Annotated in this window: 18 protein-coding genes; 12 read left to right on the forward strand and 6 right to left on the reverse strand. The window is 40.3% G+C overall.

Annotated features, from left to right (window positions below; translation table 11 throughout):
- Window positions 1–76: 76 nt before the first annotated feature.
- On the reverse strand, window positions 77–1,396 hold the full coding sequence (locus ODQ17_RS12875; RefSeq protein ID WP_004793782.1) for an NCS2 family permease: 1,320 nt from the start codon (window positions 1,394–1,396) through the stop codon (window positions 77–79).
- A gap of 320 nt (window positions 1,397–1,716) precedes the next feature.
- Entirely contained in the window at window positions 1,717–1,944 is a 228-nt protein-coding gene (locus tag ODQ17_RS12880) for a hypothetical protein (protein ID WP_013198505.1), read from the reverse strand.
- Window positions 1,945–2,517: 573 nt separating this feature from the next.
- Between ODQ17_RS12880 and ODQ17_RS12885 the strand changes: the two genes are divergently transcribed.
- Window positions 2,518–3,240, forward strand: coding sequence for a pirin family protein (locus ODQ17_RS12885; RefSeq protein ID WP_322904126.1), 723 nt, complete (start codon window positions 2,518–2,520; stop codon window positions 3,238–3,240).
- Window positions 3,241–3,316: 76 nt separating this feature from the next.
- On the opposite strand, the gene ODQ17_RS12890 is transcribed toward ODQ17_RS12885, so the two are convergent.
- The gene (locus ODQ17_RS12890) at window positions 3,317–3,937 is read right to left on the reverse strand and encodes a TetR/AcrR family transcriptional regulator (RefSeq protein ID WP_002163161.1); all 621 of its coding nucleotides are present in this window, start codon (window positions 3,935–3,937) and stop codon (window positions 3,317–3,319) included.
- A 523-nt stretch (window positions 3,938–4,460) separates the two neighbouring features.
- Between ODQ17_RS12890 and ODQ17_RS12895 the strand changes: the two genes are divergently transcribed.
- From ODQ17_RS12895 to ODQ17_RS12910, 4 genes are all read left to right on the forward strand, one after another.
- Window positions 4,461–5,420 carry a metal-dependent hydrolase gene (locus tag ODQ17_RS12895; protein ID WP_005299295.1) on the forward strand — a complete coding sequence of 320 codons (960 nt, stop codon included), beginning with the start codon at window positions 4,461–4,463 and terminating at the stop codon, window positions 5,418–5,420.
- 65 nt (window positions 5,421–5,485) lie between these two features.
- Window positions 5,486–6,319 carry an SDR family NAD(P)-dependent oxidoreductase gene (locus tag ODQ17_RS12900; RefSeq protein WP_322904129.1) on the forward strand — a complete coding sequence of 278 codons (834 nt, stop codon included), beginning with the start codon at window positions 5,486–5,488 and terminating at the stop codon, window positions 6,317–6,319.
- Between the two features lie 22 nt (window positions 6,320–6,341).
- Complete coding sequence (locus tag ODQ17_RS12905) at window positions 6,342–7,865, forward strand: flavin-containing monooxygenase (protein WP_322904131.1); 1,524 nt, start codon at window positions 6,342–6,344, stop codon at window positions 7,863–7,865.
- Between the two features lie 113 nt (window positions 7,866–7,978).
- Window positions 7,979–8,857, forward strand: coding sequence for a class I SAM-dependent methyltransferase (locus ODQ17_RS12910; protein ID WP_322904133.1), 879 nt, complete (start codon window positions 7,979–7,981; stop codon window positions 8,855–8,857).
- A 59-nt stretch (window positions 8,858–8,916) separates the two neighbouring features.
- Here the strand turns inward: ODQ17_RS12910 and ODQ17_RS12915 are convergent, their stop codons facing one another.
- Entirely contained in the window at window positions 8,917–9,837 is a 921-nt protein-coding gene (locus tag ODQ17_RS12915) for a LysR family transcriptional regulator (RefSeq protein ID WP_322904135.1), read from the reverse strand.
- Window positions 9,838–10,074: 237 nt separating this feature from the next.
- On the opposite strand from ODQ17_RS12915, the gene ODQ17_RS12920 reads away from it, so the two are divergent.
- Genes ODQ17_RS12920 through ttdB form a run of 3 tightly spaced genes read left to right on the forward strand, consistent with a single transcriptional unit; the run spans window position 10,075 to window position 12,927 of the window.
- Window positions 10,075–11,373, forward strand: a complete 1,299-nt coding sequence (locus tag ODQ17_RS12920) for an MFS transporter (RefSeq protein ID WP_322904137.1) — start codon at window positions 10,075–10,077, stop codon at window positions 11,371–11,373.
- A gap of 49 nt (window positions 11,374–11,422) precedes the next feature.
- Complete coding sequence (ttdA, locus tag ODQ17_RS12925; protein ID WP_002163154.1) at window positions 11,423–12,322, forward strand: L(+)-tartrate dehydratase subunit alpha; 900 nt, start codon at window positions 11,423–11,425, stop codon at window positions 12,320–12,322.
- Window positions 12,319–12,927: a L(+)-tartrate dehydratase subunit beta gene (ttdB, locus tag ODQ17_RS12930; RefSeq protein ID WP_000722967.1), complete on the forward strand. Its 609-nt coding sequence runs from the start codon at window positions 12,319–12,321 to the stop codon at window positions 12,925–12,927. The genes ttdA and ttdB overlap by 4 nt, the downstream gene beginning before the upstream one ends.
- Before the next feature lie 42 nt (window positions 12,928–12,969).
- Here the strand turns inward: ttdB and ODQ17_RS12935 are convergent, their stop codons facing one another.
- Window positions 12,970–13,983 (reverse strand): AraC family transcriptional regulator, encoded by a 1,014-nt coding sequence (locus ODQ17_RS12935; protein ID WP_322904140.1) that lies wholly within the window; start codon window positions 13,981–13,983, stop codon window positions 12,970–12,972.
- A 135-nt stretch (window positions 13,984–14,118) separates the two neighbouring features.
- Here ODQ17_RS12935 and ODQ17_RS12940 point away from each other — a divergent pair, with 135 nt between their 5' ends.
- The 4 genes from ODQ17_RS12940 (at window position 14,119) to ODQ17_RS12955 (ending at window position 19,169) form a co-directional block, all read left to right on the forward strand.
- Window positions 14,119–15,606, forward strand: coding sequence for a flavin-containing monooxygenase (locus tag ODQ17_RS12940; protein WP_322904142.1), 1,488 nt, complete (start codon window positions 14,119–14,121; stop codon window positions 15,604–15,606).
- A 44-nt stretch (window positions 15,607–15,650) separates the two neighbouring features.
- On the forward strand, window positions 15,651–16,505 hold the full coding sequence (locus ODQ17_RS12945) for an SDR family NAD(P)-dependent oxidoreductase (RefSeq protein ID WP_322904144.1): 855 nt from the start codon (window positions 15,651–15,653) through the stop codon (window positions 16,503–16,505).
- Window positions 16,506–16,577: 72 nt separating this feature from the next.
- On the forward strand, window positions 16,578–17,471 hold the full coding sequence (locus ODQ17_RS12950) for an alpha/beta hydrolase (protein WP_322904146.1): 894 nt from the start codon (window positions 16,578–16,580) through the stop codon (window positions 17,469–17,471).
- A 27-nt stretch (window positions 17,472–17,498) separates the two neighbouring features.
- The gene (locus tag ODQ17_RS12955; RefSeq protein ID WP_322904148.1) at window positions 17,499–19,169 is read left to right on the forward strand and encodes a GMC family oxidoreductase; all 1,671 of its coding nucleotides are present in this window, start codon (window positions 17,499–17,501) and stop codon (window positions 19,167–19,169) included.
- A gap of 65 nt (window positions 19,170–19,234) precedes the next feature.
- On the opposite strand, the gene ODQ17_RS12960 is transcribed toward ODQ17_RS12955, so the two are convergent.
- Window positions 19,235–21,433: an OsmC domain/YcaO domain-containing protein gene (locus ODQ17_RS12960; RefSeq protein ID WP_107973620.1), complete on the reverse strand. Its 2,199-nt coding sequence runs from the start codon at window positions 21,431–21,433 to the stop codon at window positions 19,235–19,237.
- Window positions 21,434–21,656: the final 223 nt, after the last annotated feature.

The raw sequence follows: 21,656 nt of genomic DNA on the forward strand, positions 1-21,656 counted from the left end.
CACACCCTTCTATAACTTTCTTCTTATTAGAAACTCTGACTAAGATAGCTCAAGAAGAAAATTATAAAAAATCATATTAACCGCCAAACGCGATAAATTTAAATACCCAAAGCGCAGCAATAATCCATACCATATACGGTACAGTTTTTGCCTTACCCGTGAATAATTTAACTAATGCATAGCTAATAAAGCCCATTGCAATACCATCAGCAATTGAATAGGTAAATGGCATAAATACAATAGTTAAAAAGGCTGGAACAGCTTCTGTAATATCATCCCAATCAATGTGAGTGATACCTTGAATCATCAACACACCAATGAACAATAAAGCTGGCGCTGTTGCAAAACCTGGTACAGATTGAGCAAGAGGTGCTAAGAATAAACAGCAGATAAATAAGACAGCAACCACAACAGCCGTTAAACCCGTACGTCCACCCGCTGCTACACCTGAAGCTGATTCAATATATGGCGTAGTTGAAGATGTACCTAATGCAGCACCAGCAACAATTGCAGTAGAGTCTGCAAATAATGCTTTCTTCAAACGAGGTAATTTACCGTCTTGTAAAAGACCCGCACGGTGTGAAACACCAACTAAAGTACCCGTACTGTCAAATAAATCGACAATAAAGAATACGAAGATGACGCCGACCATACTTGCTGTAAATAGACCTTTAAAGTCCATTTGCATGAATGTTGGTGCAATTGAAGGGATTTGACCCACTACACCTTTAAATTCGTTTAGACCTAAAGCAGTAGCAATGCCTGTAACGACTAAAATACTAATAATGATTGCACCGCGAATCTTCAACTGGTGTAAAACTACAATCATTAAAAATCCGAATAGCGCTAACAATACTGTAGGTTGTTTGATATCACCCAAACCAACTAATGTCGCTTGGTTATCAACAATGATTCCAGCATTTTTTAGTGCAATCAGTGCTAGGAATAAACCAATACCCCCACCAATTGCAAACTTAAGTGACATCGGAATCGCATTGACAATCGCTTCACGAATTTTAAAGAAGCTAATTGCAAGAAAAACAAGGCCTGAAACAAAAACAGCCGCTAAAGCTGTTTGCCATGGCACGCCCATCCCCATACAAACCGAGTAGGTAAAGTAAGCGTTTAAACCCATACCAGGGGCCAGTGCGATTGGATAATTTGCAATGATCCCCATTACTAAACATCCGATTGCTGCTGCCAAACAGGTCGCAACGAATACGGCACCATGATCCATGCCGGTTTCAGATAAAATGAGTGGATTGACAATAATGATGTAACACATCGTTAGGAATGTAGTTACACCAGCAAGAACTTCAGTTCGGAAAGTGGTTTTATTGTCGCTTAACTTAAATAAACGCTCTAACCAGCCTGCCGAAGAATTGGGCGCCGCCATAAGTAGCCTCTATGCAAAATCTGAACTGTGGAATATTTACGTCTATGTAGGTCGCTGAACAATATTGTTTTTCTGTTCAGCCCTATAAACAAGAATCTCAAACTTATGAAGCAACAAATATGCCACTCATTTGATTTCTAGCTCGTACATAGGAAATAGCCACAGCCCCTCTTGAAACACAAAAAAGCTGCATAACCCCTATGCAGCTTTTTTACTATACGTTAAATAAGTTTAACAGATTCAACAGAAACATGATCAAAATTTATGAAAAGATATGACCAATGACAAAGTAAAATTCAGAAATTTATCATTCAATATTTTTAGAAAATAATTCTTTTCTCACTTATATATCCTTGCAAATTATAAGAAGCCAAATTGCTGTGGTGAGCATGATTAGGATTGCGTTCGATACTTTGTAAATTTTGTTCTGCTTCTTGAATGATCCGCATTAGCTCTTGATGTCTTTTATTTTGAGTATCTAAATAGGCCCAATATCCCAATACAAAGACGATACCCACGCACAACACTATTAATACTTTATTGATCATTATTATTATCTCTATGTTTTTAATGTTAATGATCTTAACAAAAAATTATAGCTTTGTGAATATTTTCACATTTATTTACAATAACACACTCTTACTCAAACTATTGAAAAGAAAGGTGATTTTAAATTCATCATTTCAATAGATGATAAATACAAAACATTTCCATTGAAAAGTAACTTTATTTCCAAATAGTTTAGGTTTAATTATTTTTAATATTAGCTTTTTATTCATTCCCATTATTAAGTTCATTTAAATACACAGAGTAGAATAATGTGTATATAGCATGAAATATCTCTAAATTTTCTACCAATTAAATAGGATAAAAAGATTCATTTTTCTTTCAATTGTTTTTATTTAAAAGTGTTTGGCGATCTCGCTATTTCTCGATTTTCATCTTTAGCTTTAAAAGTAAAATTTCAATTTTAACCAAAAGAGCCCTTTTTCTTAGTCAAAAAATAATTTTCATTTAATCGTTCTAAAAATCGTACCAAGCTTTCCATTTTCAGTGCTTTATTACGATAAACGCTACGATAAACTACGCTCAGATAGAAAATTAAATCAGGAGAATACATCATGTTTGATATGCGTTTATCTCACGAGCGTGGTGCAGCACATCATGGTTGGTTACAATCAAAACATAGCTTTTCATTCGCTAACTATTGGGATCCTAAACAAGTTGGTTTTTCTGATCTACTTGTAATTAATGATGATAACGTTGCTCCATCTAAAGGCTTTGGTACTCACCCTCACCGCAATATGGAAATTATTTCCTATGTGCTTGAAGGTGCATTAGAGCATAAAGACTCAATGGGTACAGGTTCTGTGATTGTGCCGGGTGACATTCAGCTCATGAGTGCAGGTCGTGGCGTTGCTCATAGTGAATTTAACCATTCAGCTCATGAAGGCGTTCATTTCTTGCAAATTTGGGTTGTTCCAAATGAAGTGAATACAGAGCCGGGCTATCAACAAGTTCATATTGATGAAGCAGACAAACGTGGTAAATTGCATTTGATCATCTCACCAAAAGGTGGCGAGAAAACTTTATCGATCAAACAAGACATTAATATTTACTCAGGTCTTTTTGATGGTGAAGAAACTGCTGAATTTGTAATTCCTGAGGGTCGATATGTTTACCTACACGTTGCCAAAGGTCGTGTTGATGTAAATGGTAAAACATTTAACACTGGCGATGCTGCACGTATTCGTGAAGGTGGAAGTTTATCGTTTACCAATGGTGATAACGCCGAAATTTTGATTTTCGATATGCGTCCTGAAGAAGTTCCAACCATGCCATAATACAACTAAGCCCTCGCATAAAATTTATGTGAGGGCTTTTTTATTGTTGATCGGACTTATAAAATTCTAACTCAGCTCAATGTTCTTCTGAACGTGCCATCTCTGTATTGATATAGCTCATAATCATCGTGGTTAGCCCCTGCACCATTTCATCAAAACTAATATAAGGGTTTGGCAAAATAAGATGCCGCGCGACATTAAAAATTCCGCTATTGATACAAATGTAGGTAATTACAGGCAAATTATTGATTTTTAGGTATTTAGGATTGTGCATCATATATTTCATGATCACTTCCATTAAAGCCTGTTCAATTTTTGGGATGTATTTGTCGTACTGCAATTCCCCTGCATAGCGCAAAACAGTCAAATAGCGGTCATTATTTTTCTTTAATAAATCACTAAAAGTATAAAAAATCATTTCGATGACAGGCTCTAACTCCAACTGTAAAATCGTCGGTGTAAGCTCTGTAATCATGTCCAGAATTTCCCGAACAAAAAAGTGATTCATCGCATCATAAATTTCTTCTTTATTTTTAAAATATTCATATAAAGACCCGACACTCACCCCTGCAATCTCTGCAATATGGCGTGTTGTAGTACCACTCGGTCCGTGAAGTGCCACTGCAATAAAACCTGCTTCAATAATCGTGTCGACAGTGACTTTGGCTCGAGTTTGACGAGGTTTACGCGTAGTCATACGATCTAATCAATAATCCGAACATAAAGTCAGATTAGCATGTAATTTGACTCAGAAGAAATATAAAAACAAAATCCGAATAGTTGTCAAACTTAGTAAAAAGAAATGGGAAAAACATACCCCAAGCTATGAGTAAAACTGTGTTTTTAAGTGACTACTGCAATAGCTAAAATTTAAATTAATTTATTATTTTTCAATTATATAAAACCATTAAATCTAAAATTTTTATTGTAGAACGGGTCTATAAAATACTTTGATATTTTTAAAAATTTACCCGAATTGAATCCGAACATAAAGTCAGATTAATATGAAAAAATTAAAGAAGAGTCACTAAATAGTTTGTCTATCTTTCCTCTTCTTTCCGTTATTCAGCCAAATAATCAAACAAATAACGGAGCAACAACACCGTAGTCAATGCAGAGAATCATCTGCTTTTGAAAATGGAATTTTACAGTGCTTTGTTGATCATTGAGTTTATTGATTTTCATCAAAATGCACCACTACTTTGCCTCAGGGTGTCGCCATGATCTCGACCGCAGTTAAAAAATCATTTAACAAACTTAAATTTCAGCGTGAAATTGAGTTACCGGATTTTTCTAGCAAAAGCTCAATTCCAATCCGACATTTAAATATTGGTTTTGATGGAAAGGAAATTGATGTCAGATTCTATATGGACAATCAATTTGCTACTTTGTTTTTTGCCACACTTTCGGTGTTTTTAACCTATGGTGAAGATCTGGTTATTGAAACCGCTCGCCATCACCGCGAATTTATTAAAGACCCAGTTTTAAAGCAACGTGTTACCTCACTGATTGGACAAGAAGCAATTCATTCTAAATTGCACAATGAATATAACGATGCCCTTCAAGATGCTGAATATCCTGTTGCGCTATATCGCTTCCTTGGTTCGAACTTCTTTAAATATGTATTTTTGAAATTTCCACAACCACTAAAATTGTCAATGATGGCAGGTATTGAGCATTTTACTGCGGTACTTGCTGAATACATGATGAAGCATGAAAAGAATTTCTATTATTCAGATGATGCAAAAAGTCGTGCGTTGTGGATGTGGCATATGCTTGAAGAATCTGAACATAAAGACATTGCCTACGATGTTTATCAAATCTTAAATGGCAGCTATCCACTGCGCGCCTCTGGTTTCTTCCTTGCGCTATTTACGATTTTAGGCTTAATCCCTGCGACGACATTATTTGTCCCAGTGTTAAGAAAGCCGCAAGAGATGTTGACCTTAAAATTCTGGAAAGATGCTCGTCGTGGTGTAGGCTTAATTTTTGGTCCAAAAGATGGTGTTTTTGGTAGTACGATTGGTCAAATTCTTGACTACTTACGTCCAGACTTTCATCCAAATGATCATGATACGACTGAATATCTTGAGTATTACAAACAGAAATTACTGAACGAAGGCGGTGCGATTGCACCTTACTTTGTTAAAGAATTTACCCCACCAGTACGCATGTCTTAATCGTCCTGTATTTCCAGCTATCGAAAAGATAGCTGGTATCTCTTCAAGCTATTTATGGATGAATCATGATTTTATTTGGCAAAAAGAAAGTTAAACCAAGCCAAAAAGCTTATGCCGTAGTGACGGGTGCAGGCAGTGGGATTGGTCGAAGTTTTGCACTTGAACTTGCAAAACGTGGTGGCAGCGTAGTGTGTGCAGATATTAATCTCGAAGCTGCTGAAGAAACAGTAAAACTTCTTGAACAAGAAGGCGCCAAAGCTTTTGCTATGCGCTGTGATGTGGGTAATGCTGAACAGGTTAATCATCTAGCTGAAACTGCTGAAATCTTACTTGGACACCCTGCAACTCTTGTCATTAATAATGCTGGTGTAGGTTTGGGTGGCAAGTTTGACGAGCTAAGCCTAGAAGACTGGAACTGGGTTATGAATATTAACCTTTGGGGTGTTATTCACGGTTGCCATGCATTTGTTCCCAAGTTTAAAAAGCTAGGTTACGGTGCGATTATTAATGTGGCATCTGCGGCATCTTACACTGCTGCACCAGAAATGACCGCTTATAACGTGACTAAAGCAGGTGTGCGTGCGCTTTCAGAAACGCTTTCAGCTGAACTGCATAAGTTTAATATTAAAGTGAATGTACTCTGCCCAACGCTGGTTCCAACCAACATCATTAAAAATGGTCGAATTCCAGGACGTTATTCAAAGCTAGCAGACCATGCGCTGATGAACTATGCCTTAACGACAAGTGATGATGTTGCAAGATTAACACTTAATCGCCTTGATCAGGATGAGTTGTATACCATTCCTCAAATTGATGCGAAGTTATTCTGGCTCATGAAACGTGCATCTCCAAGCTTGTATAACAAGTTCCTTGGCACATCGTACAAATTATTTAAATAAGAAATTTATAGGTAGTACACATATGACTGCTCAAATGAAAACAAATGCTTCAGCAAAAAAAGCTGTCAAATCACCAAACCATATTTTCGATACTTTTATTGTGGGTGCTGGTATTTCAGGGATCGCCGCTGCTATTCGCCTAGATCAAGTTGGTTATACCAATTATAAGATTATTGAAAAAGCTGGCCGTGTGGGTGGAACATGGCGTGAAAATACCTACCCGGGTTGTGGTTGTGATGTACCTTCTGCTCTTTACTCATATTCATTCGCACCAAGTGCAAAATGGAGCCATTTATTTGCGCGCCAACCAGAAATCTTAAGTTATCTGGAAGATGTGAGTAACGAGTTTAATGTTACGTCTAAAATCGAGTTTAATAGCGAACTGCTCAACGCAGCGTGGGATGACTCACGTCATGTGTGGGTACTTGATACCAGTACTGGTCAATATTTATCTAAAACCGTTATTTTTGCCACAGGTCCAATTACCGAAGCTCAAATTCCACGTCTTGAAGGCTTAGAAACATTTAAAGGCGAGATGTTCCATTCAGCTAAATGGAATCATGATTATGATTTAACTGGTAAACGCATTGCCGTGATTGGTACTGGTGCATCTGCTATTCAGTTTGTGCCACAAATTCAACCAATAGCGAAAGAGCTGTTTGTGTTCCAGCGTACAGCACCTTGGGTACTACCGAAACCAGATACAGACTTAGGCGAATTTAGTAAATCAGTGATTGCTAAATATCCGTCTATTCAGGCGAGCTGGCGTAAAAGTGTAGCGTTAACGCTGAATGCGATTAACTTTGGTTTACGTAATCCACTTGCCCTAAAACCAGTCAATGTATTGGGTAAGCAATTACTTAAATTGCAAATTAATGACCCAGTGTTACGTAAAAACGTAACGCCAAACTTTGATATTGGTTGTAAACGTATTTTATTCGCTAACAACTACTACCCTGCACTACAAGCACCAAACACGACCCTAATCCCTCATGGTTTAGTGAAGGTTGAAGGCAATACAGTGGTTGCTGCCAATGGTGAGCGCCACGAAGTTGATGTGATTATTTGGGGTACAGGCTTTGAAGTATCTCACCCACCCATTGGTAAACGTGTCCACAATGAAAAAGGTCAATGTTTACAAGATATATGGAAAAGTAGTTCACCAGAGGCTTACTTAGGAACTAACATCGAAAATGTACCAAATGCATTTTTAGTTTTAGGGCCTAACGTACTGGTTTATGACTCTTTCATTGGTTTGGCAGAAGCGCAGCTCGACTATATCGTAGATGGCTTATTGAAAATTAAAAACAAAGGAATTAGCAAATTAAATGTTAAATCTGATGTGATTAAAAAGCATAACGATTTAGTGCAAAAGCACTTACAAACGACTGTATTTAATAGCGGCGGTTGTAAAAGTTACTACCTTGATGCCAACGGTCGTAACTTTGCTGCATGGCCTTGGTCACTAAAAAAACTTAAACAGCGTTTGAAAAAAGTAGATTTGAAAGATTATGAAGTGACGTATCAAACGACAAAAACTCACTAATTTGTAGTTTCGATCAAATCCGTTGTAAGAAAGAGGCAGTGTATTTTTGACTTTCATGAAATACACTGCCTTCTTCGTTGAATATCTTCAAGAAATAAAAAAACAGGATAAAGATGAAAGAAGGTCAATCAAGTCGTACCGCCGAGGCCGCTGCTGCATTACGGGCCAATCATTTTCAAAATACGAAGAACCCTGTATTTTCAGATCCTTATGCTTTTGAGCTGACCAGTAAAGGCTGGAAAAAACTGCTCTCTAACCCACTGATTGTTAAAGTCATGAATTCTTCGGTTTTAAACCGCACTTTAGGTTTACTTACTGGGCAAGTGGTCGGACGCTCTCGTTATGCCGAAGATTTACTTAATCAGGCAGTTCAACAAAATACTCAACAATATGTGTTAGTGGGTGCTGGCCTAGACTCTTTTGCACTACGTGAATCACACCATTACCCTACTTTGAAAATTTTTGAAGTCGATCATCCTGATACTCAAGCTGCTAAACAAGCCAAGCTAAAAAAGTTAGGAAATATTCCTACTACCGTTGAGTTTGTCGCGATTAACTTTGAAAAAGAGTCTATTTCGGAAGCTCTGACCAGAAGTGTCTATGATTCATCTGCTCCTGCATTTTTTTCATGGTTAGGCACAACGCACTATTTAAATCCGCAAACGACCTTGGAAACTTTAAAAAGTATTGCCGAATTTGCTGCAAACGGTAGTGAAGTGGTACTCGACTATTCGACCGATTTTCAGGAATTAAACGGTATTGAACGACTTGGAAGTATGGGCGTTGCACAATTTACCCATTTGCTGAAAGAGCCTTTACTAGGTCAATTTAAACCAATAGATTTACATCATGCAGTGGAGCAGATGGGATTTGAAGTGGTCGAAGATCTTTCAGGGGAAGCCATTACTGAGCGATATTTTAATGCACGAATCGATGAAATTCGCCACACCTCAGCAACGCGTTTATTGCATTTACGTTTAAATAGAAAATAACGTTGAAAGCCAACTTAGACTTTAAGTTGGCTTTTTTATAATCAAGATTAATACCATCATTACCAGCTTGAACGCGGCTCTGGCCCATCGACATGCTGATTTAAAAATTGACGTAAATGCTCTAAAAAGTGCGCGACTTTAGGTGACAAATTCAGTCTCTCTAAATACACCGCATAGACATCTGCTGGTGGTGTTTCATAATCCTCTAACACTTGAACCAATCTGCCACTTCTTAAATATTTTGCTACGTCCCACTCTGCTCGCATCAAAATTCCATAGCCTTCTAAAGCCCAGTTTAATGCGACTGCCCCATCATTGGTGCTCAGTTGCCCATGAACTTTAACAGTTTCAACTTGTTTGCCATGACTTAACCGCCAATTCCCATAAGCAGAATCATTTTGCCGAATCACAATGCACTGATGCTGCGTTAAATCATGGGGAGTGAGCGGTTGCCCTGCCATTTTTAAATAGCTAGGTGATGCACATAATAAACGGTGGTTGGCTGCCAATTTTTTGGCAATGAGACGTGAATCGGGTATTTGGCCAAAGCGGATTGACACATCAATGGCTTCATCTGGCAGATTAATCGGGCGGTCAGTTAAATGCAGTTGGACATCGACATCAGGATAGATTTTGGCAAATGTAGAAATCGCTGGCGCAATATAAGAACGGCCAAAGCCTAAAGGAGCATTCACACGCAATACCCCTTTGGGTGCTGCCCGACTACTTGAAACCAAACGCTCCATTTCATCAATCTCTTTTAAAATACGAACTGCATTTTCAAAGTAGACCTCACCCTCACTGGTTAAACTAATTCGCCGTGTTGTTCTATTTAAAAGCCTTACACCTAAACGCTCTTCAAGTTGAGTTAAACGTCTAGAAACCGCAGGTGGGGTCAGGTTTAACTCTCGTGCCGTCGCGACAAGACTTCCTTGTTTAACCAATAAACAAAAGAAAGCTAATTCCGTATCTGCATTCATGATTATTAAGTTTTTTGCAATAGTGATTTAACTTTATATCGATTCATCAGTTTTTTAAAGTGTTTAACATCCATTTCAATGTTTCCCGACATAAGCCATCTCTTGTTTAAGAGCATAACAATGTCCGCAGAAGGAATGCTGTGGATGAACGGGAAAAGCCATCTAGCCGAATCAATAGCGGTAAAGAAAGCGAAAACTACCAATCAGGATTGGTAGTCATGAATATGGAGTCATGACATGGAAATGGATATTGAAAAGCGAACGTTACGTCGGATCACATGGAGAATCGTACCGTTTATTATGTTGTTATACCTTGTAGCCTATATCGACCGCGTCAATATTGGCTTTGCAGCACTCACCATGAAAGAAGATCTAGGCTTTACTGCCTCAGTTCTCGGGTTTGGTGCTGGAATTTTCTTTTTGGGCTATTTCTTATTTGAAGTCCCATCCAACATTATTTTGCATAAAGTCGGTGCCCGTATCTGGATTGCTCGAGTCATGGTGACTTGGGGTCTGATTGCAGCGGGAATGGCATTTGTAGAAAGCTCAACCAGCTTTTATGTTATGCGATTTTTACTCGGTGTTGCCGAAGCGGGTTTCTTTCCGGGCATTATTTTGTACTTAACTTACTGGTTTCCTGCACGCCATCGCGCTGGGGTGATTGCTTTATTTATGGCAGCCGCCCCAATTGCCACAGCAGTTGGTTCACCAATCTCTGCCGCATTACTTGAAATGCATGGAATTTGGGAACTCGCTGGCTGGCAATGGATGTTCATTATTGAAGCAATACCAGCACTCATCTTAGGCGTTGTGGTTTTTAAATATATGACTGATCGCCCTGAACAAGCCACTTGGTTAAAACAAGATGAACGCGAATGGCTTGTAAAAACCATGAAGGAAGAAGATGTAGGAAAAAATACTCATCAGCATCACAGTATTCTTCGCGGCCTTGCCAACCCACGAGTACTTGCCCTTGCATTGATTTACTTCGGAACGTCGGCTGGGCTTTATACCCTCGGTATCTGGGCACCACAAATTATTAAACAGCTTGGCGTAACGTCTATGACTGTCGGGCTTTTAAATGCCATTCCACCCATCGTTTCTGTCATTGCCATGGTTTTATGGTCTCGACATTCTGACCGCACCAATGAACGTACATGGCATGTTGCTCTTGCGTGTTTAACCGCAGCGGTTGGTCTCGCAATTGCGGCTGGAACACACAATGTCATTGGATTAATTGCAGCACTTACCATTGTGAATGTCGGTATTAGCTGTGCCAAACCACCACTATGGAGCATGCCAACCATGTTCTTGTCAGGATCAGCCGCAGCGGCAGGCATTGCCACTATTAACTCAATCGGAAATTTAGGCGGGTTTGCAGGCCCTGCCATGATCGGCTGGATTAAAGATCAAACTGGAGATTTCACAGGTGGGCTCTATTTTGTTGCAGGCCTACTCATTATCTCGACCTTACTGACACTAGTGCTGAGCTTCTCCCAAAAAGTGAAAGTAAACACTGCCAAAGCCACCCAATAACCCTATTTACATCAATTAGATCTGAACAAGTTTCTTCAAGGAGCACAACATGGACAAAGATATTGCAGTCCAGTCCCTTACGGACACCATGGCTAAATTTACGGCTTATATTGGAAAACGCCTACCTAAAGATGTGAAAAGCAAGTTAATTGAACTGCGTACTTTAGAAACCAATCCATTGGCTAAATCAGTTTATGATTCGATGGAGGAAAATCAGCAAGCAGCCGATAAGCTCAACCGCCCAAGCTGTCAAGACACGGGTGTCATTCAATATTTCGTTGAAGCAGGTGCTAACTTCCCTTTGCTTGGTGAACTTCAAGATATTTTGAGCGAAGCAACTGCTGAAGCAACACGCATAGGTCCATTACGTCACAACGCTGTTGAAACCTTCGATGAAAAAAATACGGGCACCAATACAGGTACTCAAATTCCATGGTTAGACTGGCGTATTGTACCTGAACTCGACACTTGTACCATTGATGTCTATATGGCTGGTGGCGGTTGTACCCTACCGGGTGCAGCAAAAGTTTTAATGCCAGGTCAAGGCTATGAAGGTGTTGCTGAATTTGTGATGGATGTTATTACCGAACGTGGTGTAAATGCCTGTCCGCCGTTACTGGTTGGTGTGGGCGTATCAACTTCGGTTGAAACCGCTGCTCGTCTTTCTAAACTCGCGATTATGCGTCCGGTTGACTCAACAAGTGATAATCCACGCGCAGCCTTAATGGAACAACTGTTAGAACAAGGTCTTAATGAAATTGGTATTGGTCCTCAGGGACTCACAGGTAATAACAGTGTGATGGGAGTCAATATTGAATCTTCTGCACGCCACCCATCAACTATTGGGGTTGCCGTAAATACAGGTTGCTGGGCACATCGCCGTGGCAAAATTAAGATTAATCCAGATATGTCGTATGAAATCTTGTCTCATGAAGGAGTTGTACTATGAAAAAAATTCTGACAACTCCTATTAAAGACGAAGACCTTTTAGACCTTAAAGTTGGCGATGTCGTTTATTTGACTGGCCGTTTGGTAACTTGTCGCGACGTTGCTCATCGCAGACTGATCGAACAAGGTCGAGAACTACCAGTTAACCTTGAAGGCGGAGCGATTTTTCATGCTGGCCCTATTGTGCGCAAAAAAGGTGAAAACGACTTCGAAATGGTTTCGATTGGCCCAACAACCAGTATGCGGATGGAGAAATTCGAACGGGAATTTATCAAACAAACTGGCGTAAAGCTTATTGTAGGTAAAGGTGGCATGGGACCAGAAACAGCTGCTGGATGTCAGGAAAATATTGCGGTTCATGCGATTTTCCCAGGTGGATGCGCAGTGCTCGCAGCAACCTTAGTTGAAGAGATTGAAGGTGCTGAATGGCAGGATTTAGGTATGCCAGAAACTCTTTGGATAAATCGTGTGAGAGAATTTGGTCCGCTCATTATTTCTATCGATACGAAAGGCAATAACCTGATTCAACAAAACAAAGTTGAATTTCAAGCCAAGAAAGCCCCGATTTTAGAAAAAATCAGCAAACAACTGAGCTTTATTAAATAAACCACTCTTTAGATGAATGGAAAGCAAAAGCCCCTTCATCTTTTATTTTTGTATTAAACGCATGGCATGAGGTGTTTTCCCATGCCATCTTTTATAGGCATGAATAAAGCTGGCAGGCTCGGCATAACCTAACCACTCGGCAATCTGCTCAACCGAAGCTTTTGGTAATGCCAAATATTGCTCAGCTAAAACTTGTCTGACTTCTTCACGTATTTGAATAAAAGTCATTCCTTCAGATGCCAAGTGACGGCGTAAAGTACGAACATTTAAATGCAAACGTTCAGCCACGATTTCCATAGAAGGCATTTCACCTCGCACAGTCATCAATTGCTGTTGTACTAAATTAATAAATTTCTTTTGGGTTTGACGCTTATCTAAAATTTGTCGACATTGTTCTTCTGCAGTATGTAGCACCAGCTCATTTGCCATTTGCAGCTTTTGATTAATTTTATGTGCATCAAGCAGAACAAAACTTTTGCTAGAACCAAATTCAGGCATCACCCCAAATAATTTTTCATAAGCCTCTAAATGATCTGTAGGTTCAAAAGAAAAAGCCAAATATTGGCAAAAGTTATCTTGTACCAGGTCACGTTGCACCGTTATAAGAGCGGCAGCATCGCGTTCAATAATAAATTGCCTAACTAAAGATGGAATTCCTTCCTCTTCAATATCGACACGTGTTCCTGCATCAGTATCTGAAACTAAAAAACGGGTAAACGCAAAAGTAAGTGAAAAATAAGTGAGAGCTAAATCTAGTGCTTCACGAATGCTGGCACTACTCATCAGTGCCATGCCTAATGGCCCAAATGTTGTGAAATGATAGCGTGTACCTACTTCTAAGCCCAACACTGGTCGGTCTGGAAACTGTGCAACCAGATTATGAATGAGCTGTAATTCCTGTTGCCCTGACACCACCATATTCGGGTCAAGCAACTGCTGCTGACTCAATCCCGTTCCATTTAAAATGGTCTGATAAGAAGCACCTGCTTCTACTGCAAAATCAGCCATGAGTCGGACACTATGTATGCTGCGTTCAAATGCCCAAGCGTACGTCACTGTACTTTCCAAAATGTCCTCGAATCACAATATTTTGTCCTCATCCATCCTCTAAATCAAGTTAATAAACGTCTATTCTGCATACAGGAAATTGCGATTCTTTCGCCCACTGTTTTTAAGGATTTAGAGCAGCCTATGTTTAATTCGTCGACTAATTCAAATAAAAATGTACGCATTGCCATTATTGGCACTGGCTTTGGTGGTCTAGGACTTGCCATTCGTCTCAAACAAGCAGGTTTTGAACAATTTACCCTATTTGAAAAAGCTGCCGATGTCGGCGGTGTCTGGCGTGACAACACGTATCCAGGTGCTGCATGCGACGTGCCTTCTCATTTGTATTCTTTTTCTTTTGAACAAGAGCTAGGTTGGAAAAATCGCTACGGGACATCTCAAGAGATTTATCAATACTTACGCCACTGCGCCGATAAATATGATATTCGTCCGCATGTTCAATTTAATACTGAAATAGCCAGTGCCGAATTTGATGCTCTGCAAGGTGTATGGCACATCCAAAGTACGACTGGTGAACAGTTTGAAGCTGAATTCTTAGTGGGTGCTGTAGGCCAACTCAATCGCCCTGCCTATCCAAAACTTAAAGGTATTGAAAACTTTAAAGGTAAGGCATTCCACTCAGCTCGTTGGGATCATGACTATGATTTAACCGGTAAACGTGTTGCAGTGATCGGTACAGGTGCAAGCGCAATTCAGTTTGTACCTGAAATTGCAAAACAAGTGGCTCACCTAGACGTTTATCAACGCTCAGCGCCGTATGTTATTCCAAAACCAGATCGGGTTTACCAACCTTTAGAGAAAAAGGCTTTCCGCAAACTGCCAATTTTGCAAAGTCTGGACCGCGCCTTGCAATATGGACACCATGAAATTCGCCTACTGGCTTTTACAACCTCACTCAATGAAATGCCTTTGGTGGAATATTTATTCCAGCGCCACATTCGTAAAGTTGTTAAAGATGGAAAGTTGCGCCATCGCTTAATGCCGGATTATCCAATTGGTTGTAAACGTATTTTAATCTCTAACCATTGGTATGAAACGCTGACTCAGCCTCATGTCGATGTGATTAATACGGGAATTCAAGAAATTACCGAAAACGGCATTTTAGATACGGAAGGAAATCTACGTGAAATCGATACCATTATTTATGGTACGGGCTTTGCCGCAACGGAATTTATGGCGCCAATGCAGATTACAGGCCTTGATGGTCGTACCTTAAAAGACACATGGAAAGATGGTGCAGAAGCTTATCTCGGTTTAACTGTGAGCGGCTTTCCAAACTTCTTTATGCTCTATGGTCCAAATACCAATCTTGGGCACAACTCAATTGTGTATATGATTGAAAGTCAGGTGAATTATATTTTAGATGCCATTCAAACAACCCTACAAAACAAACTTCTGTTCACCAACGTTCGTGCAGAAGTTCAACATGAGTTTAATCAAAGCATTCAAGAAAAAATGAAAAAAACTATCTGGGCACAAGGTTGTACCAGTTGGTATCAGACTGCGGATGGTAAAAATACCAATAACTGGCCGGGTTTTACTCTTGAATATCGACAACGCACTCGTCGCTTCGATGTTGAAAACTACGCTCAGGTTTCGGCTATTTCTTAAACAAGCTTCACCATAGGAAATGAGAAAAATAAACGGAGAATTTTATGAAGTCTTTTAAAAATAAAGTCGCAGCTGTGACAGGTGCTGGCTCTGGTATTGGACAAGCAATTGCTATAGCACTCGCAAAACAAGGTTGCCATCTGGCACTTTCCGATATTAGTGAAGCGGGATTAGCTAAAACAGTCGAGCTGTTAACGCCTTATTCAGTCAAAGTAACCACCAAAAAAGTCGATGTGGCTAAACGTGATGAAGTTGCAACTTGGGCAAAGGTAGTTGTAGATGAACATGGCCAAGTTAACCTGATTTTTAATAATGCTGGTGTCGCAATAGGTAGCACCGCTGAAGGCGTGAGCTACGAAGATCTTGAATGGCTCATTGGGATTAATTTTTGGGGCGTAGTTTATGGCACCAAAGAATTTTTGCCTTACTTAAAGCAAAGTGGTGATGGGCATATTATTAATATTTCCAGTATGTTTGGCTTAACAGCTCAACCAACCCAAAGTGCTTATAACGCCAGTAAATTTGCTGTTCGTGGCTTTACTGAATCATTGCGCCAAGAACTCGATCTACAAAATGCTGGAGTGAGTGCGACCTGTGTGCATCCGGGTGGTATTCGTACCAATATTGCCAAAGCTGCCCGCATGAATAATAGCGTCCAGTCTTTAGGAATGGACCCTCTAAAAAGTCAGGATGCTTTCGATAAATTACTTCGCACCCCTGCTGACGATGCCGCTCAACAAATTTTAGAAGCTGTTCGTAAAGACCGTCGCCGCTTACTCATTGGAGCCGATGCGAAAGCCGTTGATGTGATTCAACGTATTCTTCCGCAAGGCTACCAAAAGATTTTTGCAACCGCGACTGCCTTGCAAACTCGTCTACTCAACAAATCAGCAAAATAAAAACAGTGGTCAGCATACTCTTCATTTTAAGAGATGCTGACTGACATTAAATGCTTAGTATGAGTCCTTATTATGAAGCAGCTTCTTGCATGGACTATTCGTACCACGCTACGTCCAGCTTTATCCCCTAGAACCCCACTAAAGCTACAACGCTTTTGTAGCGATGCAGCCAGTGTAATTGTGCTTGGACCACGTGGCTATAAAACAAAAAAGCAAATAATTGCTCAAGTACCGACAGTCCATATTCAGCCCAAAACGACTCAATCAGGCCTCGGCATCTTGTATTTACATGGCGGTGGCTATGTGGTGGGTAGCTCAAAAAGTCACACTAAGCTTGCTGCTCAAATCGGACATGCAGCTCAAGCACAAGTCTGGTTACCTGAATATCGCCTAGCCCCAGAGCACACAAGCCCTGCTGCGATTGAAGATGTCATTGCAGTTTATAAAGCTTTACTTCCTCAAGGACAAGACCCGAAAAAACTCGTGATTGCGGGCGATTCTGCGGGCGGTGGACTGAGTTTAAGTGCTGCAATTGCGATACGGGATGCAGGGTTACCGTTACCAGCAGCATTAGTTTTACTTTCACCTTGGATTGACTTAAGCCTCTCTGGAAGCACGATGAAAACTCATGCAGTTCAAGATGCAATGCTGTCAGAAAACTGGTTAGCTTGGTGTGCAAAAAACTATTGCGGACAAAAATCGGTAACCGATCCAACATGTTCCCCACTCTATGCCGACTTAACTGGATTACCGCCTATTTTGATTCATGTCGGTACCGAAGAAGTCTTATTAGACGATGCAAAACGGCTCGCTAAACAAACTGAAAAATACGGTAGTCCGACGAACTTGAAGGTTTATGACCGAGTCGGGCATGTTTTTCAGTTCCACGCGGGTATACTACATGAATCTAATGACTCGATTGAGCGCATTGGGCAATTCATTGATAAACATACACAGTCAATATAAAAATATCGCCAGAGAGGAGTCCTCGGCATGACAACAAACAATTATGACTATGATTACCTCATTATTGGTTCAGGCTTTGGTGGTAGTGTTTCTGCCTGCCGTCTAACCGAAAAGGGCTACTCTGTTGCTGTAATGGAAATGGGGCGACGCTGGGAAGCTAAAGATTTTGCTAAAAATAACTGGAATACCCGCCGCTGGATTTGGCGACCGGGCATGAAACTTTTCGGTTATTTCAACATGCGTTTTTTTCGCCATGTCACCATTATTTGCGGTAATGCTGTAGGCGGCGGCTCAATCACCTATGCCAATACCTTACTTGTTCCACCTGAACATATTTGGGATGAAGGCACATGGGCAGATGCAGCGGACTGGAAAAATGAAATGCCACAGCACTATGCTGAAGCAGAACGTATGCTTGGGGTGACTGATAATAAAATTTTCGGCCCTGCCGATCATATGCTAAAAAAAATGGGTGAAGCAGTCGGTGTTGGTCATACATTTAAACCGACTCGTGTTGCCACTTTCTTTCCACCCGAAGGTGAACAAGGCGGCAAGACCTACCCTGACCCGTATTTTAACGGCGAAGGTCCAGACCGCGGAACCTGTACGGCATGTGGCGGCTGTATGACGGGTTGTAAACACAACGCAAAAAATACCTTAGATAAAAACTATTTGTACTTTGCCGAAAAGAATGGCGCCAAGGTTTACGAAGAAACCAAAGTTGTTGACGTTAAACCACTCAATGGTAAAGCCGATGGCAGTGATGGCTATGAAGTTACGACTGAATGTTCAAGCTCATGGTTTAACAAACAACGTCGTACATGGCGTGTTCGAAATGTGATTTTCTCGGCATCGTCTTTAGGTACGCAAGAGATGTTGTTCCGTTTAAAACAGTCTGGTTCTCTGCCAAATATTTCTGATGATTTGGGCAATCGGGTTCGTACTAATGCCGAGTCGATTTTAGGCGTTCGCTTTTTTGGTAAAGATGTCGACATGAGTAAAGGTGTTGCCATTGGTTCAAGTATTTACCTTGACCATGACACTCACATTGAAGCGACTCGTTACCAAACTGGTTCAGATGCTATGGGGCTTATGTGTACTTACATGGCTAAAGGCAAACCGGGTTGGACGCGTATCTTTTTTTGGTTATGGGCTTTAATCTGCCATCCATTTATTTTCCTTCGCATGAGTAATCCTGTCAGTTTTGCGCGTCAGACTTTAATTTTCTTGGTGATGCAAACAGCTGATGCCTCAATTAACATGCGCTTGAAACGTAATTGGTTCTGGCCTTTTGGTAAGGTGTTATCGAGCGAAGGTAAAAAGCTACCTGTGTATATTCCGCAGGCCAATGCTTTTACCGAAAAAGTTGCCAAAATGTTTAATGGTCACCCAATGACGACTATTACCGAAATTTTGTTTAACGTACCTTTTACAGCCCACTGTATGGGTGGTTGTGCGATTTCTTCAAGTCCAGAGCGTGGCGTGGTAGATGGACAAAACCGTGTCTTTAACTATAAAAACTTATACGTTGTGGATGGTTCAATGTTAGGTGCCAATTTGGGCGTTAACCCAAGTCTTACCATTACAGCTCTAGCAGAACGTGCAATGTCTTATATTCCAGCTAAACACTCTTTGGATGAACAGCAAGATCATAGAGTAGAGGCAGAAACCATAGAGATCACCAAAGCTTCTGCTTAAAATAGCAAGTTGTTTTATAAAAAAAGCCTATTAAAAAATAGGCTTTTTTTATTTCGCTTTTTAAATTACATCGCCACGGCTTTAGCACGAGCTGCATGCAATTTTTTATAGCTCTCAATCAGACGTAAATGACGATCAAGTCCTTCTAGTTTCATGCTTGTTGGTGTTAAACCATAGAAACGAACACTACCATCGACAGAACCTAATACCGCGTCCATTCGTGTGTCACCAAACATACGGCGGAAATTAGTCAGGTAGTCTTCAAGCTCTAGTTCTTCATCTAACATCACTTCAAGCACCACGTTCATGCACTGATAGAACAAGCCACGCTCAACGGTGTTGGTGTTATATTGCAAGTAAGTTTCAACAAGCTCTTTTGCCTCTTCAAACTGTTGTAAAGCAACATAAATCAGCAATTTCAGTTCTAAAATGGTGAGCTGTCCCCAAACTGTATTGTCATCAAACTCGATGCCAATCAGCGTGGTGATTTCTGTGTAATCGTCTAATTCACATTCCTCTAAGCGCTCAACCAACGCCTCAAGCTGTTCATCATCCAAACGATGCAGATTTAGAATATCTTCACGGAATGAAAGTGCTTTATTGGTATTATCCCAAATCAAATCTTCAACAAGATAAATTTCTGAGTAATCCGGTACTAAAATACGGCAAGCGGTCGCACCTAAATGCTCATAGACTGCCATATACACTTCTTTGCCCATCTCTTCGAGAATACCGAACAATGTTGCAGCTTCTTCTGCATTCGACTCTTCACCTTCGCCAGAGAAATCCCATTCAACAAAGTCATAGTCAGATTTAGAGCTAAAGAAGCGCCAAGATACCAAACCGCTTGAGTCAATAAAGTGCTCAACAAAGTTGTTCGGCTCAGTGACCGCATTACTTTGGAAAGTCGGTTGAGGTAAATCATTTAAGCCTTCAAAACTACGGCCTTGAAGTAATTCAGTCAGACTACGTTCTAACGCAACTTCAAAACTTGGATGCGCACCGAAAGATGCAAACACACCACCCGTGCGCGGGTTCATTAAAGTCACACACATTACAGGGAACTGACCGCCTAACGATGCATCTTTAACTAATACAGGGAAACCTTGCTCTTCTAAGCCTTTAATACCAGCAACAATACTTGGGTATTTTGCTAATACGTCTTCAGGAACATCTGGAAGTGCAATTTCACCTTCTAAAATTTCACGTTTTACAGCACGTTCAAAAATTTCTGACAAGCATTGAACTTGGGCTTCTGCCAAAGTGTTGCCTGCACTCATACCATTACTTAAGTACAAGTTCTCAATTAAGTTTGATGGGAAATATACAACTTCATCGTCAGACTGGCGTACAAAAGGTAACGAGCAAATGCCGCGCTCTACGTTGCCTGAGTTGGTGTCATATAAATGTGTACCAAGTAACTCATCATCTGGGTTGTAAATCTCAAGACAGTATTCATCTAGGATTTCTTTAGGTAATTCACCATTTGGACCCGGTTTAAACCATTTTTCATCTGGATAATGCACAAATTCAGCATTGGCAATTTCTTCACCCCAGAACTGGTCGTTATAGAAGAAGTTACAATTTAAACGCTCAATAAACTCGCCTAATGCAGACGCTAAAGCACTTTCTTTAGTTGCACCTTTACCATTGGTGAAACACATTGGAGACTGTGCATCACGAATGTGTAACGACCATACATTTGGCACGATATTACGCCAAGATGCGATTTCAATCTTCATGCCCAAATTTGCCAAAATAGCAGACATATTGGCAATAGTTTCTTCTAATGGCAGGTCTTTACCTTGAATATAGGTATGGCTTTCTGAAGTTAGGCTTGGTAATAACAATGCTTGTGCATCTGCATCGATGCTTTCAACTTCTTCAATAATAAATTCAGGACCCGTTTGAATCACTTTTTTAACAGTACAACGATCAATCGAACGTAAAATTCCTTGGCGATCTTTCTCTGAAATATCGGCTGGTAATTCAATCTGAATTTTAAAGGTTTGCTTGTAACGGTTTTCAGGATCAACAATATTATTTTGTGATAAACGAATATTATCAGTTGGGATATCTCGAGCGGCACAATACACTTTTACAAAGTACGCCGCGCACAATGCTGACGATGCTAAAAAATAGTCAAATGGGCCCGGTGCCGAACCGTCACCCTTGTAGCGAATTGGTTGATCGGCAATTACCGTAAAGTCATCGAACTTAGCTTCCTGTCGAAGATTGTCGAGATAATTAACCTTGATTTCCATGCTGGCACCTAAATATTTTTATGTGTCAGCACAGACACATAAAATTCTAAATATTGAAAAATAAGCCGAATCACAGCGAAGAAATTGACTTAAAAAAATGAGAGATTAAAGCCATGTGTTTAATGAGAGACTCAATTGGCTTTAATAAGATTGGCGGTATTATAGAGGGATTTTGTGAAGTTGATAACTAAAGTTAAAACATTGCTGCTCACAATGTTTTAAC

It is taken from the genome of Acinetobacter sp. IRS14 (genome assembly GCF_034650275.1).
In the GTDB taxonomy this organism is placed as follows: Bacteria; Pseudomonadota; Gammaproteobacteria; order Pseudomonadales; family Moraxellaceae; genus Acinetobacter; species Acinetobacter oleivorans.

Coding starts and splice junctions, on each gene's coding strand:
- ODQ17_RS12955 (WP_322904148.1), top strand. CDS start 17,499: ATGACAACAAACAATTATGACTATGATTACCTCATTATTGGTTCAGGC.
- ODQ17_RS12915 (WP_322904135.1), bottom strand. CDS start 9,837: ATGAATGCAGATACGGAATTAGCTTTCTTTTGTTTATTGGTTAAACAA.
- ODQ17_RS12890 (WP_002163161.1), bottom strand. CDS start 3,937: ATGACTACGCGTAAACCTCGTCAAACTCGAGCCAAAGTCACTGTCGAC.
- ODQ17_RS12900 (WP_322904129.1), top strand. CDS start 5,486: ATGATTTTATTTGGCAAAAAGAAAGTTAAACCAAGCCAAAAAGCTTAT.
- ODQ17_RS12950 (WP_322904146.1), top strand. CDS start 16,578: ATGAAGCAGCTTCTTGCATGGACTATTCGTACCACGCTACGTCCAGCT.
- ODQ17_RS12940 (WP_322904142.1), top strand. CDS start 14,119: ATGTTTAATTCGTCGACTAATTCAAATAAAAATGTACGCATTGCCATT.
- ttdA (WP_002163154.1), top strand. CDS start 11,423: ATGGACAAAGATATTGCAGTCCAGTCCCTTACGGACACCATGGCTAAA.
- ODQ17_RS12920 (WP_322904137.1), top strand. CDS start 10,075: ATGGAAATGGATATTGAAAAGCGAACGTTACGTCGGATCACATGGAGA.
- ODQ17_RS12895 (WP_005299295.1), top strand. CDS start 4,461: ATGATCTCGACCGCAGTTAAAAAATCATTTAACAAACTTAAATTTCAG.
- ODQ17_RS12875 (WP_004793782.1), bottom strand. CDS start 1,396: ATGGCGGCGCCCAATTCTTCGGCAGGCTGGTTAGAGCGTTTATTTAAG.
- ODQ17_RS12905 (WP_322904131.1), top strand. CDS start 6,342: ATGACTGCTCAAATGAAAACAAATGCTTCAGCAAAAAAAGCTGTCAAA.
- ttdB (WP_000722967.1), top strand. CDS start 12,319: ATGAAAAAAATTCTGACAACTCCTATTAAAGACGAAGACCTTTTAGAC.
- ODQ17_RS12885 (WP_322904126.1), top strand. CDS start 2,518: ATGTTTGATATGCGTTTATCTCACGAGCGTGGTGCAGCACATCATGGT.
- ODQ17_RS12960 (WP_107973620.1), bottom strand. CDS start 21,433: ATGGAAATCAAGGTTAATTATCTCGACAATCTTCGACAGGAAGCTAAG.
- ODQ17_RS12910 (WP_322904133.1), top strand. CDS start 7,979: ATGAAAGAAGGTCAATCAAGTCGTACCGCCGAGGCCGCTGCTGCATTA.
- ODQ17_RS12880 (WP_013198505.1), bottom strand. CDS start 1,944: ATGATCAATAAAGTATTAATAGTGTTGTGCGTGGGTATCGTCTTTGTA.
- ODQ17_RS12945 (WP_322904144.1), top strand. CDS start 15,651: ATGAAGTCTTTTAAAAATAAAGTCGCAGCTGTGACAGGTGCTGGCTCT.